The organism is Pseudomonas sp. GR 6-02, assembly GCF_001655615.1.
GTDB lineage: Bacteria > Pseudomonadota > Gammaproteobacteria > Pseudomonadales > Pseudomonadaceae > Aquipseudomonas.
On sequence record NZ_CP011567.1, the window covers coordinates 1,728,924 to 1,744,968 of the forward strand.

Sequence of the window (16,045 nt, forward strand, 5' to 3'; positions counted from 1 at the left end):
CATGCTCAATTACCTGTGGTTTTTCCTCGCCGCGCTGTTCGAAATCGCCGGCTGCTTCGCTTTCTGGATGTGGCTGCGCCAGGGTAAAAGCGTGTGGTGGGTCATCCCGGCCTTGCTCAGCCTGACGTTATTCGCGCTGCTGCTGACCCGGGTCGAAGCGAACTACGCCGGTCGCGCCTATGCCGCCTACGGCGGCATCTACATCATCTCGTCGGTTGGTTGGCTGGCGGTGGTCGAGCGGATTCGACCATTGGGCTCGGACTGGATCGGCGTGGCGCTGTGTGTACTCGGGGCGACTGTCATTTTGTTTGGTCCGCGCCTTACCGCTTCCTGACGGATCGGTCCTTCATTCAAGCGGTTTGTCAGACACGTCCGTCAGGGTGATGCAGCCTGCATTGTAGGGCGGGACTGTTTTGCGGTCGTTGCATTGAAGACCCGCTCTGCGCAGGGCATCTTCAGGGACCGGTAACCCTGAAGGATGAATGCCATGCTTGTACTCAGTCGCGTTGTGGGCGAATTGATATCCATTGGTGACAACATTTCCGTGCGGGTGCTCGCCGTCAACGGAAGCAGTGTGCGCTTCGGTGTTGAAGCGCCACAGCAGGTCAACGTACACCGCGCCGAAGTCTACGAGCGCATCCAGATCAAACAGGCAAAAGCCAAGGCTCGTTAAGGGCTTCAGTCGAACAGGTGCTTGGGCACGTCGTGCTTGAGCATCAACTGGCATTGCTCGCTTTCCGGATCGAAGACGATCAGCGCCTGGCCCTTGGTCAATGCCTGACGCACACGCAACACACGGGTTTCCAGCGGCGTGTCATCGCCGTTGTCCGTGCCGTCACGGGTCACGAAATCCTCGATCAGGCGGGTCAGGGTGTCGACTTCAAGTTGGTCGTGGGGGATCAGCATAAGGCACCTCGGTTAAACATTGGCGCGATGCTACGGCGGATATGAACACATCACCAGTGTTCGCCTCAGCTTTCTGTGCGCTGTCCCAGCAGGCTATCCACCGACGGTACCCGGGTATCGCTTTCCATCTGCGTCTCGTGCTCGATCTGGTGACTGAACCGCTCCAGCGATCCCGTGGCTGGTTGTGCATCGCTGGCGAATACCGGCGGGCTGAGAATGTAGGCGCCGAGCAAACGGCTGAGAGCGGCAAGGCTGTCGATGTGGGTACGTTCGTAGCCGTGAGTGGCGTCGCAACCGAAGGCCAGCAGGGCGGTGCGAATGTCATGGCCGGCGGTGACGGCCGAGTGAGCATCGCTGAAGTAATAGCGGAACAGGTCCCGACGTGCCGGCAGTTCGTTGTCAGCGGCCAGGCGTAGCAGATGCCGCGACAGATGATAGTCATAAGGCCCGCCGGAATCCTGCATCGCCACGCTCACCGCGTGTTCGCTGGAGTGCTGGCCGGGCGCGACCGGCGCGATGTCGATGCCGACGAATTCGCTGACATCCCAGGGCAGGGCAGCCGCCGCACCACTGCCGGTTTCCTCGGTGATGGTGAACAGCGGATGGCAGTCGATCATCAACTCTTCGCCGCTGTCGACAATCGCTTTCAGTGCCGCCAGCAGTGCGGCAACGCCAGCCTTGTCGTCGAGGTGACGGGCGCTGATGTGGCCGCTTTCGGTGAACTCCGGCAACGGGTCGAAGGCGACGAAATCGCCGACGCTGATCCCCAGCGAATCGCAATCGGCGCGGGTGGCGCAATAGGCGTCCAGGCGCAATTCGATGTGATCCCAGCTGATCGGCATTTCATCCACGGCGGTGTTGAACGCGTGCCCGGAAGCCATCAGCGGCAACACGCTGCCGCGGATCACGCCGTTGTCGGTGAACAGGCTGACGCGGCTGCCCTCGGCAAAACGGCTGGACCAGCAGCCGACGGGCGCCAGGGTCAGGCGTCCGTTGTCCTTGATCGCGCGAACCGCCGCGCCAATGGTATCCAGGTGAGCGGAGACTGCTCGGTCCGGACTGTTCCTCTTGCCCTTGAGAGTCGCGCGGATAGTGCCGCGACGGGTCATTTCAAAGGGAATGCCCAGTTCTTCAAGGCGCTCGGCGACGTACCGCACGATGGTGTCGGTGAACCCGGTGGGGCTGGGAATGGCGAGCATTTCCAGCAGGACTTTTTGCAGGTAATCGAGATCCGGTTCGGGAATTTTGCTGGTCATGGAAACTCCTGATGGTGTTGGTACAGACAACACATCACTAAGGGACTGCCGGCTGACTATGTGCAAACAACAAATCTACAAACCGCTCGGCCGTCGGCTGCGGTTCATGGTTGGCCAGGCCGGCGCGTTCATTGGCTTCGATAAACACGTACTGCGGCTGGTCGGCGGCCGGTACCATCAGGTCGAGCCCGACCATCGGAATATCCAGCGCTCGCGCCGCGCGCACCGCCGCGTCCACCAAGGCTGGATGCAGAATCGCCGTGACGTCTTCAAGGATGCCGCCGGTATGAAGATTCGCCGTGCGCCGTACGAACAAGTGCTCGCCGGCCGGCAGAATGCTGGCGTAGTCATAACCCGCCGCCTGCAAGGTGCGTTGAGTCTCCTGATCCAGCGGGATTTTGCTTTCGCCGCTGGTTGCCGCCTGACGGCGACGACTCTGGGCTTCGATCAGCGCACTGATGGAATGCTGACCATCGCCCACCACTTCCGCCGGCCGGCGAATGGCAGCCGCGACCACCTCGAAGCCGATCACCAGAATCCGCAAATCGAGGCCTTCGTGAAAACTTTCCAGCAGCACTCGACTGTCGAGTGCACGGGCGTTTTCGATGGCTTGCTGGACCTCCTCAATGCTGCGCAAATCCACCGCCACCCCTTGGCCCTGTTCACCGTCCAGCGGTTTGACCACCACCCGTTCGTGCTCGTCGAGAAACGCCAGATTGTCGTCCGCGCTTCCCGCCAGTTGTTGGGCGGGCAGTTTGAGGCCGGCGTTTTTCAGCACCTTGTGAGTCAGGCTTTTGTCCTGGCACAAGGTCATGCTGATGGCGCTGGTCAGATCGCTCAGGGATTCGCGGCAACGCACCCGACGACTGCCGTGGATCAAGGTAAACAGACCGGCTTGCGCGTCATCCACCTGCACCTCAATACCGCGCCGATGAGCCTCTTCGACGATGATCCGCGCATACGGATTGAACTCGGCTTCGGGGCCGGGGCCGAGAAACAACGGCTGGTTGATACCGTTCTTGCGCTTGATCGCAAAGGTCGACAAGTTGCGAAAACCGAGCTTGGCGTAAAGATTTTTCGCCTGACGGTTGTTGTGCAGCACCGACAGGTCCAGGTAACTCAGCCCACGGCTCATGAAGTGTTCGATCAAGTGCCGCACCAGCACTTCACCGACGCCTGGGCGGGAACATTGCGGATCGACCGCCAGGCACCACAGGCTGCTGCCGTTTTCCGGATCGTTGAACGCCTTGTGGTGATTGAGGCCCATGACGCTGCCGATAATCGCGCCGCTGTCCTCGTCTTCGGCCAGCCAGTACACCGGGCCGCCCTGATGATGGGGCGTCAGCAAACCTGCATCGATCGGCAGCATGCCGCGGGCCTGATACAGCTGATTGATCGCCTGCCAGTCCGCCTCGCTTTGCGCCCGACGAATGCGAAAACCGCGAAACACCCGGGTGGCCTGACGGTAATCGCTGAACCACAGGCGCAAAGTATCGGACGGGTCGAGAAACAGTTGCGCCGGTTCCAGCCCCAGCACTTGCTGGGGGGCGGCGACGTACAAGGCGATGTCCCGCTCACCGGGCTGCTCATTGAGCAACTCTTGGGCGAGGCTCGCCGCATCGGGAAAGGTATGGCCGATTAACAACCGGCCCCAACCGCAATGCACGGCGATGGGCGCGGCGCTCAATGCACTGCCGTCTTCGGCCAGGCGTGCCTGCAAGCGTTCGTAGGAGGGCGCCTGACCGCGCAACAGGCGTTGGCTGTAAGCCGTGGCGTGGGGTTTCATCGATCAGATTCCTTGTTCACTGAGCCACAGGTTCAGGGCCGCCAATTGCCACAGCTTGGAGCCGCGCAACGGGGTCAACTGGCCTTGCGGATCGGTCAGCAGGCGGTCGAGCATGGCGGGGTTGAACAAGCCGCGATCCTGACTCGGATCGAGCAGCAGTTCACGCACCCAGTTCAGTGTGTCGCCCTGCAAATGCTTGAGACCTGGCACCGGGAAGTAGCCTTTTTTGCGATCGATCACTTCGCTCGGAATCACCCGCCGCGCCGCCTCTTTCAGGACTTGCTTGCCGCCATCCGGCAGTTTGAATTTGCCCGGCACCCGCGCTGACAATTCCACCAGGCGATAGTCGAGAAACGGCGTGCGCGCTTCCAGGCCCCAGGCCATGGTCATGTTGTCGACCCGTTTGACGGGGTCGTCCACCAGCATCACGGTGCTGTCCAGGCGTAGGGCTTTGTCCACCGCCGCGTCGGCACCGGGCTGTGCGAAATGTTCCTTCACGAAGTCGCCGGCGGCATCGTTGGCTGTCAGCCATTTCGGCTGCACTGTGGCGGCATAGTCGGCATAGCTGCGGTCGAAAAACGCATCGCGATATGCCGCATACGGATCGCTCGCGTCGTCCACCTGCGGATACCAGTGATACCCGGCGAACAACTCGTCCGCGCCCTGGCCGCTCTGCACCACTCTGCAATGCTTGGCCACTTCCCGGGACAGCAGGTAGAAGGCAATGCAGTCATGGCTGACCATCGGCTCGCTCATGGCGCGGAACGCTGCCGGCAGTTGCTCGATGATCTCTTGTTCGTCGATACGCAGTTGATGGTGCCGGGTGCCGTAGTGTTTGGCGATCAAGTCCGAATACTGAAATTCATCACCGCGCTCGCCACCGGCATCCTGGAAACCGATGGAAAAGGTCGACAAGTCTTCTACCCCGACTTCGCGCAACAGCCCCACCAACAGACTCGAATCGACGCCACCGGACAGCAGCACACCGACATCCACCGCCGCCCGTTGACGGATCGCCACCGCTTCGCGGGTGCTGTCGAGCACGCGATCGCGCCAGTCTTCGAGGGTCAGATTCAGTTCGTCGGCATGTGGGCCGTAGGGCAGGGTCCACCAGGTTTTCTGCTCGGTGGTGCCGTCGGCTTCGATACGCATCCAGCTGGCCGGGGGCAGTTTTTCGATGCCCGCCAGCAAGGTGCGAGGGGCCGGGACCACCGCGTGGAAGTTCAGGTAATGATTGAGCGCCACCGGATCGAGGATCGGGTTGATGTCGCCGCCCTTAAGCAATGCCGGCAATGCCGAGGCAAAGCGCAGGCGCTGACCAGTGCGCGACAGATACAGCGGCTTCACACCGAGACGGTCGCGGGCGATGAACAGACGCTGGGCGTCACGTTCCCAAATGGCGAAGGCGAACATGCCGTTGAGCTTGGGCAACAGCGCTTCACCCCAGGCGTGATAGCCCTTGAGCAGCACTTCGGTGTCGCCACCGGAGTAGAAGGCATAACCGAGGCTTTCCAGCTCGGTGCGCAGTTCCGGGAAGTTGTAGATAGCGCCGTTGAAGGCCAGGGACAGGCCCAGTTGGTTATCGATCATCGGCTGCGCCGAGCCGTCCGACAGGTCCATGATTTTCAGGCGCCGATGGCCCAGGGCAATCGGGCCTTGGCTGTGGAAGCCCCACGCATCAGGGCCGCGAGGGGCCAGGTGATGGGTGATTCGTTCAATGGCTGCGAGGTCCGCAGGTTGATGGTCGAAACGTAATTCTCCAGCTAATCCGCACATAAGTCCTTACCGGTTTTTCCGTTGGGGAGGGTCAATCGATACCCGCCAAAAACGGCGGGTACCCGGAAACTGACCCGGCTGAATCCCTGGAGTTTTAGACCGATAAGTTATAAGTCGGTGTATCAGACTTTTCCGCGAATCAACTGGCGCAAGGCAAAACGGTTGGGATGGCAGGCCTCGGCCACGGCTTTGGGCAAGGGCAAAGGCTCGTTCTCAAGCCATGCCGCCAACAGTTCGCCGGACAATGGCGCGGTGATCAAACCGCGAGAACCATGACCGCTGTTGACGTAAAACCCATCAAGCCACGGGCAGGGCACATCGGGCACTTGCCGGGCATCTTTGCTCAGCGCGGCATAGGCATTGGCGAAGCTGGCCTGATCGGCCAACGGTCCGACAATCGGCAGGTAATCGGGACTGGTGCAGCGGAACGCCGCGCGCCCTTCAAGCTGCTGCGGGTCCAGGTCTTGAACATGCAGGCGGGTGACCAGGTCGGTGGAGATTTCTTCGAGCAACGCCAGGTTACCGAGGTGCTCGGCGACGGTCGGGGTCAGATCATCACTATTGAAATCGAAGCTGGCGCCGAGGGTGTGTTCGCCCAGACGAGCAGGCGCCACATAGCCTTCGGCGCAGACAACGGTCGCCAGGCTCTGGCTTTCAGGGGTTTGCGCCAGTCGGGTGATCTGGCCGCGAATGCGTTTGAGGGGCAGCTCGGCGCTCTGGGGGAAGCGTTTGATCTCGGAGGCACCGGCGAGAATCACCACGGGCGCGCTGGCCAGCAGTGTCTCGCCGTCCCAGGCCTGCCATTGATCCTCCACCTTGCGCAGTTCCAGCACCTCGCGATGGGGCAGCCACTGAATGTTCGTTGAAGACGCCTGCCACTGGCACAACGCAGGAGGATGAACCCAGCCGCCTTCGGGGAAGAACAGGCCGCCGTGCTCCAGTTCGATGCCGGCCCGGGCCTGTGCTTGCGGTTGATCGAGCAGGTGTACCAGGCCTGGCGAAAAAGCCGCGGCCAATTGCGCCTGACGTTCGGCTTCCTTGGCATTGAAGGCCAGTTGCAAGACCCCGCAATCGTCCCAGTCGACGCCGCGCTGCAACTGTTCCAGCAGGCGCCGGGTGTAACCAAAACCGCTGACGATCAATTGCGACAGCGCGGTGCCGTGGGCCGAAAGCTTGAGGTACAGCACACCCTGAGGGTTGCCCGAGGCTTCCTGCGCCAGTGCTTCGTGGCGCTCCAACAGGCTCACTTGCCAACCCCGCGCGGCGAGACTGGCGGCGCTGGCGCAACCGGCCAGCCCAGCACCGATCACCAGGGCGCGGCGCTCGCCGGTCGGCGGGGTTGGGCGAGCGAACCAGGGTTTAGTCGCGGCAGGTGGTGCGGTCTCTTCAGGCCAGCCAAGAAAGGTGCCCCGCAGGATCTCCCACTTGTGACCGATGCCCGGCGTGCGTTTCATCTTGAAGCCTGCGGCGTTCAACAGACGGCGTACCCAGCCGGTGCTGGTGAAGGTGCTGATGGTCGAGCCGGGTGCCGCCAGACGTGCCAGTTCGGCAAACAGCTCGGCAGTCCACATGTCGGGGTTTTTCGCCGGGGCGAAACCGTCGAGAAACCAGGCGTCGATCTGCGCGTCCAGTTGCGGTAACTGCTCCAGTGCATCACCAATCAGCAGGGTCAGTGTGACGCGGCCATTGCCCAGCACCAGGCGCTGGAAACCTTGATGAATCGCCACGTATTGCGCCAGCAATTGATCGGCGAACGGCTTGAGATCCGGCCATAACGCCAGGGCCCGTTGCAGATCGGCGGTGCTCAGCGGGTACTTTTCGACACTGACAAAATGCAGCCGCGCACCGGCCACTGCGTGCTGTTCGAACAACTGCCAGGCACAGAGAAAATTCAGTCCGGTGCCGAAACCTGTTTCGCCAATCACCAGTCGCCCACCCGCCGGCAATGCGGCGAAGCGGTCGCGCAAATTGTTTTGCTCCAGAAACACGTAACGGGTTTCTTCAAGGCCCGACTGGTCGGAAAAGTACACATCATCGAACACCCGCGAACGCGGGCGACCTTGGTCGTCCCAGTCGAGCTGGGCGTGGGGCAATACAGGTTTCATGGCAGGCTCGGCAACGGCAAGACCGCCATTCTAGCCGATCGCCACGGTGGTGCTTGATCCGTGGCAAGTGCCACATTCGGGGGGCAGGGAGAATCGTCGTTTTGTGGCGAGGGAGCTTGCTCCCGCTCGGGTGCGAAGCAGCCGCAAGTTGGTTGTCTATGTACCCCCGGAGTATAAGTTTTTTGATATCGGGACGGCTTCGCCGTCCAGCGGGAGCAAGCTCCCTCGCCACAGGGTTCGTATCAGTCTCAAAGGTGGATTTGTCCTGCGCATGAGACGTCAATCCGCTAGTCTTGCTCAATCCTGGAAGGAGCGTCTCCATGTTCGAATCCGCCGAAATCGGTCATGCCATTGACAAAGAAACCTATGAAGCCGAAGTGCCGGCCCTGCGTGAAGCCTTGCTTGAAGCGCAGTTCGAACTTCGGCAGCAACACCGTTTTCCAGTGATCATTTTGATCAACGGCATCGAAGGGGCCGGCAAGGGCGAGACGGTCAAGTTGCTCAACGAATGGATGGACCCGCGCCTGATCGAGGTCCGCACCTTCGACCAGCAGACTGACGAAGAGCTGGCTCGACCACCCGCCTGGCGCTACTGGCGGATGCTCCCGGCCAAGGGGCGCATGGGGATTTTCTTCGGTAACTGGTACAGCCAGATGCTGCAAGGGCGGGTTCATGGTTTGTTCAAGGATCCGCGACTCGATCAAGCCATCAACGGCGCCGAGCGACTGGAGAAGATGTTGTGCGACGAAGGCGCGCTGATCTTCAAGTTCTGGTTTCACCTCTCCAAGAAGCAAATGAAAGCGCGGCTCAAGGCGCTGAACGACGATCCGCTGCACAGCTGGCGCATCAGCCCGCTGGACTGGCAACAATCCGCGACCTACGACAAGTTCGTGAAGTACGGCGAACGGGTACTGCGCCGCACCAGCCGCGACTACGCGCCGTGGCACGTGATTGCTGGCCTGGATGCGCGTTATCGCAGCCTGGCGGTTGGCAAGATTCTGCTCGAGGGCCTGCAGAGCGCGCTCAAGAGACCCAGGATTCACCCGCACAAAGTCAGTGCCGCGCCCTTGTCTCCCAGCGTCGATCACGTGAATCTGCTCGACAGCCTGGACCTGACCCTGAACCTGGACAAGGACGATTACGAAGAGCAACTGATTACCGAGCAGGCACGGTTTTCCGGGCTGATGCGCGACAAACGCATGCGTCGTCACGCGTTGATCGCGGTGTTCGAGGGCAACGACGCGGCAGGCAAGGGCGGGGCGATCCGTCGGGTGGCCGCGGCACTCGACCCACGTCAGTACAACATCGTGCCGATCGCCGCGCCTACCGAAGAAGAACGGGCGCAGCCGTATCTCTGGCGGTTCTGGCGGCATATTCCGGCGCGGGGAAAATTCACTGTGTTCGATCGTTCCTGGTATGGCCGGGTGCTGGTGGAGCGCATCGAGGGTTTTTGCAGCGAGGCGGACTGGTTGCGTGCCTACAGCGAGATCAACGACTTCGAAGAGCAGCTCGACGATGCCGGGGTGATCGTGGTCAAGTTCTGGCTGACCATCGACAAACAGACTCAGATGGAGCGCTTCCAGGAGCGCGAAGAGATCCCCTTCAAGCGTTTCAAGATTACTGAAGACGACTGGCGTAACCGCGACAAGTGGGACGATTACCGCGCTGCGGTCGGCGATATGGTCGACCGCACCAGCACCGAGGTATCGCCCTGGACCCTGGTGGAGGCCAACGACAAGCGCTGGGCGCGGGTCAAGGTATTGCGCACCCTCAATGAGGCGCTGGAAGCAGCATTCGAAAAGTCCGACAAACGGGAGAAGAAACTGCAAAAGCGCAAGCGCTGAGCCGATGGTTACGCATACGCGGGGTGAATGATTGTCGCGGTCAGTCATGAGTCGGACTTATGCTCGGTCCAACTCCCGACTGACAACAACAATGAGGTGTATGCCATGCGTGAAGTGGTGATCGTCGACAGCGTGCGGACCGGCCTGGCCAAATCCTTTCGCGGCAAGTTCAACATGACCCGTCCCGACGACATGGCGGCCCACTGTGTCAACGCGCTGCTCACGCGCAATGACGTCGACCCGTCCAGCGTCGAGGATTGCATCGTCGGCGCCGGTTCCAACGAAGGTGCCCAGGGTTACAACATCGGTCGCAACGTCGCGGTGCTGTCGCACCTGGGCATCGGCACGGGTGGCATGACCCTTAACCGCTTCTGTTCGTCGGGCTTGCAGGCCATCGCGATTGCCGCCAATCAGATCGCTTCCGGTTGCAGCGACATCATCGTCGCCGGCGGTGTCGAGTCGATCAGCCTGACCATGAAAAGCGTCAACACCGACCACCTGATCAACCCGCTGCTGAAAGAGCAGGTGCCAGGTATCTATTTCCCCATGGGCCAGACGGCCGAGATCGTCGCGCGTCGTTACAGCGTCAGTCGTGAAGAGCAGGATCTGTACGCCCTGCAAAGCCAGCAACGTACCGCTCTGGCGCAGGCCGCCGGGTTGTTCAACGATGAAATCGTGCCGATGGCGGTGAAGTATCGCGTTGAAGACAAGGCCACCGGCCAGGTGCAGATCCTCGACGGCATTGTCGATCACGACGACTGCAACCGCCCCGACACCACCCTGCAAAGCCTGGCGGGATTGAGACCGGTGTTTGCCGAAGACGGCTCAGTAACGGCCGGCAACTCTTCGCAGCTGTCCGACGGTGCTTCGATGACCCTGGTGATGAGCCTGGAAAAGGCCCTGGCGCTGGGGCTCAAGCCCAAAGCCTTCTTTCGCGGTTTCACCGTGGCCGGGTGCCAGCCGGACGAGATGGGCATCGGCCCGGTGTTCTCGGTGCCGAAGTTGCTCAAGGCCAAGGGGTTGCAGATTGCCGACATTGATTTGTGGGAGCTCAATGAAGCGTTCGCCTCGCAATGCCTGTACAGCCGCGATCGGCTGGAAATCGACAACGACAAATACAACGTCAATGGCGGCTCGATTTCCATCGGCCACCCGTTCGGCATGACCGGTTCGCGTCAGGTCGGGCACATCGTGCGCGAGTTGCAGCGACGCAACTTGCGCTACGGCATCGTCACCATGTGCGTGGGCGGTGGGATGGGGGCTACGGGGTTGTTTGAGGCGGTGCGTTAATTCCGTGAGGTCGCCTTCGCGGGCAAGCCTCGCTCCTTGTATGTTGCGCTTACACCCCGCGAGAGCAGTTATGCTCGCGGGTGTTGTCATCTCGATGACATGTTCATGCTCAAAGCCTGCATCCGCTCGATATAAGCCTGGATCTCCTTCTCGGCCGTCGCCGGATTATCGAACGGCCCCTCCAGGGTCTGTTCCCGGGTGGTGAAATACAGCTCCCCATTGACACGACACAACCGGTCACAGCGAAAGTGCGTGGCGGGGGCGGTGTCCTGGGCGCGCATGCCGTACATGGGCGATCTCCTGCAGAGGGCGGTTTCAATGAGCTTATGCATGAACCCTTTGCAACGCCTGGCGAGCTGATCGACGGCATCCCGTCAATGTCATGGTGCGACCCGCACAGTTTCATTCGCGGCCCGAGGGCAACTGTCCCTGTGTCGCGCTTCGGTCTGAGCCTAGAATGAGCATTCTTGCCAATGGGCTTCGGGGGCAGCATGCATATTTCATCGGGTCGCTGGGTGTACGGTTTATTCCTGGCCTTGCTGACCGCGTTGTTGTGGGGAATTCTGCCGATCAAACTCAAGCAAGTGCTGTTGGTGATGGACCCAGTGACAGTGACCTGGTTTCGCCTGATGGTGTCCGGCGGGTGCCTGTTCATATATCTGGCGGCGACCAGACGCTTGCCGAGTCGCAAAGTCCTCGGCCCGCGCGGTGGCTGGTTGGTGTTGATGGCGGTACTCGGACTGGTCGGCAACTACGTGCTGTACCTGATGGGCCTGAACCTGCTCAGCGCCGGCACCGCACAACTGGTGGTGCAGATGGGCCCGATCATGTTGCTGATCGCCAGTCTGTTCGTGTTCAAGGAGCGTTTCAGCGTGGGGCAGGGGATTGGCCTGCTGGTGCTGCTGATCGGCTTTGCACTGTTCTTCAATCAGCGCCTGGGCGAGTTGCTCACCTCCCTGACCGATTACACCGCGGGTGTGCTGATGGTGCTGTTGGCGTCGACGGTCTGGACCTTCTATGCCTTGGGCCAGAAGCAGTTGCTCACGGTGTGGAATTCGTTGCAGGTGATGATGGTGATTTACCTGTTCTGCGCGCTGTTGCTGACGCCGTGGGTGCATCCGCTGGAAGCACTGCAACTGAGCCCGCTGCAAGGCTGGCTGCTGCTGGCGTGCTGCTTGAACACCCTGATCGCGTATGGCGCCTTCGCCGAAGCCCTGGCCCATTGGGAAGCGTCGCGGGTCAGCGCGACGCTGGCGATCACGCCGCTGGTGACCTTTGCCGCGGTGGCCGTGGCGGCCTGGTTATGGCCTGATTTTGTGCATGCCGAAACGATCAACGGTCTGGGTTATGGCGGGGCGGTGCTGGTGGTGCTCGGGTCGGCGCTGGTGGCGTTGGGGCCATCGTTGATCGCCGGGCTCAGGGCACGGCGGGTGCGGATGGCAGCCAGTTAGACCGCGTTATCGTTCATCGCGGGCAAGCCACGCTCCCACAGGTTTTGGGTCGCTCACGGGTGTTGTGATTGACACAAATCCTGTGGGAGCGTGGCTTGCCCGCGATGACTGACTGTCGGGCGCTAGAGAACTCAACCCTTGGCCCCTGCCTCCAGCATATTCTCCGGCCTCACCCACGCATCGAACTCTTCATTGGTCAGATACCCCAACTTCAACGCCGCCTCACGCAGTGTCAGCCCCTCGCTGTAGGCCTTCTTGGCAATCTCGGCTGATTTGTCGTAGCCGATGTGCGGGTTCAGCGCCGTCACCAGCATCAAGCCTCGTTCCAGATGCTCGGCCATTTTCTCGGCATCCGGTTCCAGGCCGGCGATGCAATGCTGCTGGAAGTTGCTGCAGCCGTCGCCCAGCAAGCGGATCGATTGCAGCAGGTTGTGGATGATCACCGGTTTGAACACGTTCAATTGCAGGTGCCCCTGACTGGCGGCAAAACCGATGGCGACGTCATTGCCCAACACTTGGCAGGCCAGCATCGACAGGGCTTCGCACTGAGTCGGGTTGACCTTGCCGGGCATGATCGAGCTGCCCGGCTCGTTGGCCGGCAGTTTCACCTCGGCAAACCCGGCTCGCGGTCCGGAGCCCAGCACGCGCAGGTCGTTGGCGATTTTCATCAGGGTCACGGCGAGGGTTTTCAGGGCGCCGGACAGCGTGGTCAGTGGCTCATGACCGGCCAGTGCGGCGAATTTGTTCGGCGCGGTGACGAACGGCAGGCCGGAGAGGGCGGCCAGTTCGGCGGCGATCGCTTCGCCAAAACCGTGGGGGGAGTTCAACCCGGTGCCGACCGCGGTGCCGCCCTGGGCCAGTTCACAAACCGCCGGCAACGCGTTGCGGATCGCCCGCTCGGCGTAATCCAGTTGTGCGATGAACGCCGAGAGTTCCTGACCGAAGGTAATCGGCGTGGCGTCCATCATGTGGGTACGACCGGTCTTGACCAGTTTCATGTGCCGCGCGGACAGCTCCGCCAAGCCGCCGGACAACTCAGCGATCGCCGGCAGCAAATGCTGTTGCACCGCCTGAACCGTCGCGATGTGCATGGCCGTGGGGAAGCAGTCGTTGGAACTCTGGGAGCGGTTGACGTGATCGTTGGGGTGCACCGGGCTCTTGCCACCGCGCGGGTTGCCGGCCAGTTCGTTGGCGCGACCGGCGATCACTTCGTTGACGTTCATGTTGCTCTGGGTGCCGCTGCCGGTCTGCCAGACCACCAGCGGGAACTGGTCGTCATGTTGGCCGTCGAGCACTTCGTCGGCCGCTTGTTCGATCAGGCGGGCGATGTCGGCGGGCAGGTCGCCATTACGATCGTTGACGCGTGCCGCGGCTTTCTTGATCAGGGCCAGGGCATGCAACACAGCCAGCGGCATGCGTTCGTTGCCAATGGCGAAATTAATCAGCGAGCGTTGCGTCTGAGCGCCCCAGTAAGCGTCATCCGGGACTTCCACCTGGCCCAGGCTGTCGGTTTCGATACGGCTCATCATGCACACTCCTGTAGGTCTGATAGCGCAGTTTAGGCTGTGATCGCCGGTTGTGGTTCCATCAGTCTGGAATTTGACCGTTCGACCCCTCTAAATCAGTCGCGACAAGGCTTGGGGTTGAGCGACACACTTTTTTAGGCGCAGAATGGGCGCCCTTGGGGTTATACCTCGCCTGCTAGAAAAGGAAACTCGATGACTCGTCTTCGTGCCATCTGTACCGCGGTTGCACTGGTTTGCGCCAGCGGCCAGGTTTTTGCCGATACCGCCAGCCACAACGCCAGTGCCGAAGCTTTCCTGACCCTGGCGCACGCTGACAAACTGGGCACTCCGGTGTACATGCAAGTGCAGCAAATGTTCGCTCAGCGCTTTGAACAGACCAAAGCCCCTGAGTCGAAGAAAGCCGTTCTGGAAACTTATCAGGCCAAGGCCAACGCAGCGCTGGACGCAGCCATTGGCTGGAACAAGCTGAAGCCGGACATGGTCAAGCTCTACACCACCAACTTCAGCGAATCCGAGCTCAAGGATCTGGTGGCGTTCTACCAGTCGCCACTGGGCAAGAAAGTCCTGGAAAAAATGCCGCAGCTGACTCAGCAATCGGCCCAGATGACTCAAGCCAAGCTGGAAAGCGCGGTGCCTGTGGTCAACAAACTGCTGGCTGACATGACTAACGAGCTGGATCCTAAAGCCGGCGCCGCTGCTCCTGCAGCCAAGAAAAAGCCTTAAGCGGAGCCGGGTATGACCATGCAACAACGCATCGAATCGACGCTGGGGCTGCTACAGCCCGAGCACCTGCAAGTGCTGGATGAAAGCCATATGCACAGCCGTGGGTTGCAGACCCACTTCAAGGCGGTGGTGGTCAGCCGGCAGTTCGAAGGGCTCAATCGCGTCAAGCGTCACCAGAAGGTGTACGGCACTTTGGGCGAACTGATGGGCGAGTTCCATGCGTTGGCGCTGCATACCTACACGCCGGAGGAATGGGCGCAGATCGATGCGGCTCCGGCCTCGCCGACCTGTGCTGGCGGCAGCAAGCATTAACCCTTGGTTTTTTGCTAGAATCCGCAACGCGCCGCTTACCCGGCGCGTTTTTTTTCGCATCCGGTTCACCCCTTACGAGGGTAGCCACCTGGAGAATTACCCATGACACAACAGATTGTCGTGGCGGCACTGTATAAGTTCGTCACCCTGGAAAATTACGTTGATCTGCGTGAGCCACTGCTGCAAGCGATGATCGACAACGGCATCAAAGGCACGCTGCTGATCGCCGAAGAAGGCATCAACGGCACCGTGTCCGGCAGCCGCGAAGGCATCGACGGGCTGATGGCCTGGCTCAAGAACGACCCGCGCATGGACGACATCGACCACAAAGAGTCGTACTGCGACGAACAGCCGTTCTACCGCACCAAAGTCAAACTCAAGAAAGAAATCGTCACCCTGGGCGTTGAGGGCGTGGACCCGAACAAAAAGGTCGGCACCTATGTGGATCCGCAGAACTGGAACGCACTCATCAGCGATCCGGAAGTGCTGTTGATCGACACCCGCAATGACTACGAAGTCTCGATCGGCACCTTCGAAGGCGCCATCGATCCGAAGACCACCAGTTTTCGCGAATTCCCCGACTACATCAAAGCCAACTTCGACCCGGCCGTGCACAAGAAAGTCGCGATGTTCTGCACCGGCGGCATTCGCTGCGAGAAGGCGTCGAGCTACATGCTCAGCCAGGGTTTCGACGAGGTCTATCACCTCAAGGGCGGCATCCTGAAGTACCTCGAAGAGGTGCCGCAGGAAGAAACCAAATGGCAGGGCGACTGCTTCGTGTTCGATAACCGCGTGACCGTTCGTCACGATCTCAGCGAAGGCGACTACGATCAATGTCATGCCTGTCGTACGCCCGTCAGCGTTGAAGACCGCGCATCCGAGCACTATGTGGCCGGCATCAGTTGCCCGCACTGCTGGGATAAGCTGAGCGAGAAAACCCGTCGCAGTGCCATCGACCGGCAGAAGCAGATCGAACTGGCCAAGGCGCGCAACATGCCGCACCCGATCGGTTACAACTACAAGCAATCCGCTTCCGAGGCTTGAACCATGTCTGCACGCCTGCTCTATGT

Annotated in this window: 15 protein-coding genes; 8 read left to right on the forward strand and 7 right to left on the reverse strand. The window is 60.8% G+C overall.

The features are described from left to right. Position 1 precedes the first annotated feature (1 nt). Positions 2-334, forward strand: a complete 333-nt coding sequence (locus tag PGR6_RS07595) for a YnfA family protein (protein WP_064616629.1) — start codon at positions 2-4, stop codon at positions 332-334. Positions 335-487: 153 nt separating this feature from the next. Next, complete coding sequence (gene csrA / locus PGR6_RS07600) at positions 488-673, forward strand: carbon storage regulator CsrA (RefSeq protein WP_064616631.1); 186 nt, start codon at positions 488-490, stop codon at positions 671-673. A gap of 5 nt (positions 674-678) precedes the next feature. Here csrA and PGR6_RS07605 read toward each other — a convergent pair whose 3' ends face one another. From PGR6_RS07605 to mnmC, 5 genes are all read right to left on the reverse strand, one after another. After that, complete coding sequence (locus PGR6_RS07605; RefSeq protein ID WP_003199186.1) at positions 679-906, reverse strand: YheU family protein; 228 nt, start codon at positions 904-906, stop codon at positions 679-681. A 65-nt stretch (positions 907-971) separates the two neighbouring features. Continuing rightward, positions 972-2,162 (reverse strand): osmoprotectant NAGGN system M42 family peptidase, encoded by a 1,191-nt coding sequence (locus tag PGR6_RS07610; RefSeq protein WP_064616633.1) that lies wholly within the window; start codon positions 2,160-2,162, stop codon positions 972-974. Between the two features lie 37 nt (positions 2,163-2,199). Next, positions 2,200-3,948: an N-acetylglutaminylglutamine synthetase gene (gene ngg, locus PGR6_RS07615; RefSeq protein WP_064616634.1), complete on the reverse strand. Its 1,749-nt coding sequence runs from the start codon at positions 3,946-3,948 to the stop codon at positions 2,200-2,202. A 3-nt stretch (positions 3,949-3,951) separates the two neighbouring features. Beyond that, a complete protein-coding gene (locus PGR6_RS07620) occupies positions 3,952-5,724 on the reverse strand; it encodes an N-acetylglutaminylglutamine amidotransferase (protein ID WP_064616636.1) in 1,773 nt (590 codons plus the stop codon). A 122-nt stretch (positions 5,725-5,846) separates the two neighbouring features. Beyond that, positions 5,847-7,829 carry a bifunctional tRNA (5-methylaminomethyl-2-thiouridine)(34)-methyltransferase MnmD/FAD-dependent 5-carboxymethylaminomethyl-2-thiouridine(34) oxidoreductase MnmC gene (gene mnmC / locus PGR6_RS07625; protein WP_064616638.1) on the reverse strand — a complete coding sequence of 661 codons (1,983 nt, stop codon included), beginning with the start codon at positions 7,827-7,829 and terminating at the stop codon, positions 5,847-5,849. 320 nt (positions 7,830-8,149) lie between these two features. Here mnmC and pap point away from each other — a divergent pair, with 320 nt between their 5' ends. Beyond that, complete coding sequence (gene pap / locus PGR6_RS07630; RefSeq protein ID WP_028938966.1) at positions 8,150-9,673, forward strand: polyphosphate:AMP phosphotransferase; 1,524 nt, start codon at positions 8,150-8,152, stop codon at positions 9,671-9,673. Between the two features lie 105 nt (positions 9,674-9,778). Next, entirely contained in the window at positions 9,779-10,963 is a 1,185-nt protein-coding gene (locus PGR6_RS07635) for a thiolase family protein (RefSeq protein ID WP_064616640.1), read from the forward strand. Between the two features lie 86 nt (positions 10,964-11,049). On the opposite strand, the gene PGR6_RS07640 is transcribed toward PGR6_RS07635, so the two are convergent. Beyond that, positions 11,050-11,253: a DUF6316 family protein gene (locus PGR6_RS07640; RefSeq protein WP_064616642.1), complete on the reverse strand. Its 204-nt coding sequence runs from the start codon at positions 11,251-11,253 to the stop codon at positions 11,050-11,052. A 201-nt stretch (positions 11,254-11,454) separates the two neighbouring features. Between PGR6_RS07640 and PGR6_RS07645 the strand changes: the two genes are divergently transcribed. Next, positions 11,455-12,414, forward strand: a complete 960-nt coding sequence (locus PGR6_RS07645; RefSeq protein ID WP_064621206.1) for a DMT family transporter — start codon at positions 11,455-11,457, stop codon at positions 12,412-12,414. A gap of 131 nt (positions 12,415-12,545) precedes the next feature. Here the strand turns inward: PGR6_RS07645 and PGR6_RS07650 are convergent, their stop codons facing one another. Further along, positions 12,546-13,940 carry a class II fumarate hydratase gene (locus tag PGR6_RS07650; RefSeq protein WP_019650482.1) on the reverse strand — a complete coding sequence of 465 codons (1,395 nt, stop codon included), beginning with the start codon at positions 13,938-13,940 and terminating at the stop codon, positions 12,546-12,548. 192 nt (positions 13,941-14,132) lie between these two features. Between PGR6_RS07650 and PGR6_RS07655 the strand changes: the two genes are divergently transcribed. From PGR6_RS07655 to trhO, 3 genes are all read left to right on the forward strand, one after another. After that, the gene (locus tag PGR6_RS07655) at positions 14,133-14,663 is read left to right on the forward strand and encodes a DUF2059 domain-containing protein (protein WP_018929867.1); all 531 of its coding nucleotides are present in this window, start codon (positions 14,133-14,135) and stop codon (positions 14,661-14,663) included. A 12-nt stretch (positions 14,664-14,675) separates the two neighbouring features. Further along, on the forward strand, positions 14,676-14,975 hold the full coding sequence (locus PGR6_RS07660; RefSeq protein WP_007939900.1) for a BolA family protein: 300 nt from the start codon (positions 14,676-14,678) through the stop codon (positions 14,973-14,975). A 102-nt stretch (positions 14,976-15,077) separates the two neighbouring features. After that, the gene (gene trhO, locus PGR6_RS07665) at positions 15,078-16,019 is read left to right on the forward strand and encodes an oxygen-dependent tRNA uridine(34) hydroxylase TrhO (RefSeq protein WP_018929865.1); all 942 of its coding nucleotides are present in this window, start codon (positions 15,078-15,080) and stop codon (positions 16,017-16,019) included. Positions 16,020-16,045: the final 26 nt, after the last annotated feature.

Excerpts from the sequence above, each read along its gene's own strand:
- PGR6_RS07595 (WP_064616629.1), top strand. The coding sequence starts at position 2 with ATGCTCAATTACCTGTGGTTTTTCCTCGCCGCGCTGTTCGAAATCGCC.
- csrA (WP_064616631.1), top strand. The coding sequence starts at position 488 with ATGCTTGTACTCAGTCGCGTTGTGGGCGAATTGATATCCATTGGTGAC.
- PGR6_RS07605 (WP_003199186.1), bottom strand. The coding sequence starts at position 906 with ATGCTGATCCCCCACGACCAACTTGAAGTCGACACCCTGACCCGCCTG.
- PGR6_RS07610 (WP_064616633.1), bottom strand. The coding sequence starts at position 2,162 with ATGACCAGCAAAATTCCCGAACCGGATCTCGATTACCTGCAAAAAGTC.
- ngg (WP_064616634.1), bottom strand. The coding sequence starts at position 3,948 with ATGAAACCCCACGCCACGGCTTACAGCCAACGCCTGTTGCGCGGTCAG.
- PGR6_RS07620 (WP_064616636.1), bottom strand. The coding sequence starts at position 5,724 with ATGTGCGGATTAGCTGGAGAATTACGTTTCGACCATCAACCTGCGGAC.
- mnmC (WP_064616638.1), bottom strand. The coding sequence starts at position 7,829 with ATGAAACCTGTATTGCCCCACGCCCAGCTCGACTGGGACGACCAAGGT.
- pap (WP_028938966.1), top strand. The coding sequence starts at position 8,150 with ATGTTCGAATCCGCCGAAATCGGTCATGCCATTGACAAAGAAACCTAT.
- PGR6_RS07635 (WP_064616640.1), top strand. The coding sequence starts at position 9,779 with ATGCGTGAAGTGGTGATCGTCGACAGCGTGCGGACCGGCCTGGCCAAA.
- PGR6_RS07640 (WP_064616642.1), bottom strand. The coding sequence starts at position 11,253 with ATGTACGGCATGCGCGCCCAGGACACCGCCCCCGCCACGCACTTTCGC.
- PGR6_RS07645 (WP_064621206.1), top strand. The coding sequence starts at position 11,455 with ATGCATATTTCATCGGGTCGCTGGGTGTACGGTTTATTCCTGGCCTTG.
- PGR6_RS07650 (WP_019650482.1), bottom strand. The coding sequence starts at position 13,940 with ATGAGCCGTATCGAAACCGACAGCCTGGGCCAGGTGGAAGTCCCGGAT.
- PGR6_RS07655 (WP_018929867.1), top strand. The coding sequence starts at position 14,133 with ATGACTCGTCTTCGTGCCATCTGTACCGCGGTTGCACTGGTTTGCGCC.
- PGR6_RS07660 (WP_007939900.1), top strand. The coding sequence starts at position 14,676 with ATGACCATGCAACAACGCATCGAATCGACGCTGGGGCTGCTACAGCCC.
- trhO (WP_018929865.1), top strand. The coding sequence starts at position 15,078 with ATGACACAACAGATTGTCGTGGCGGCACTGTATAAGTTCGTCACCCTG.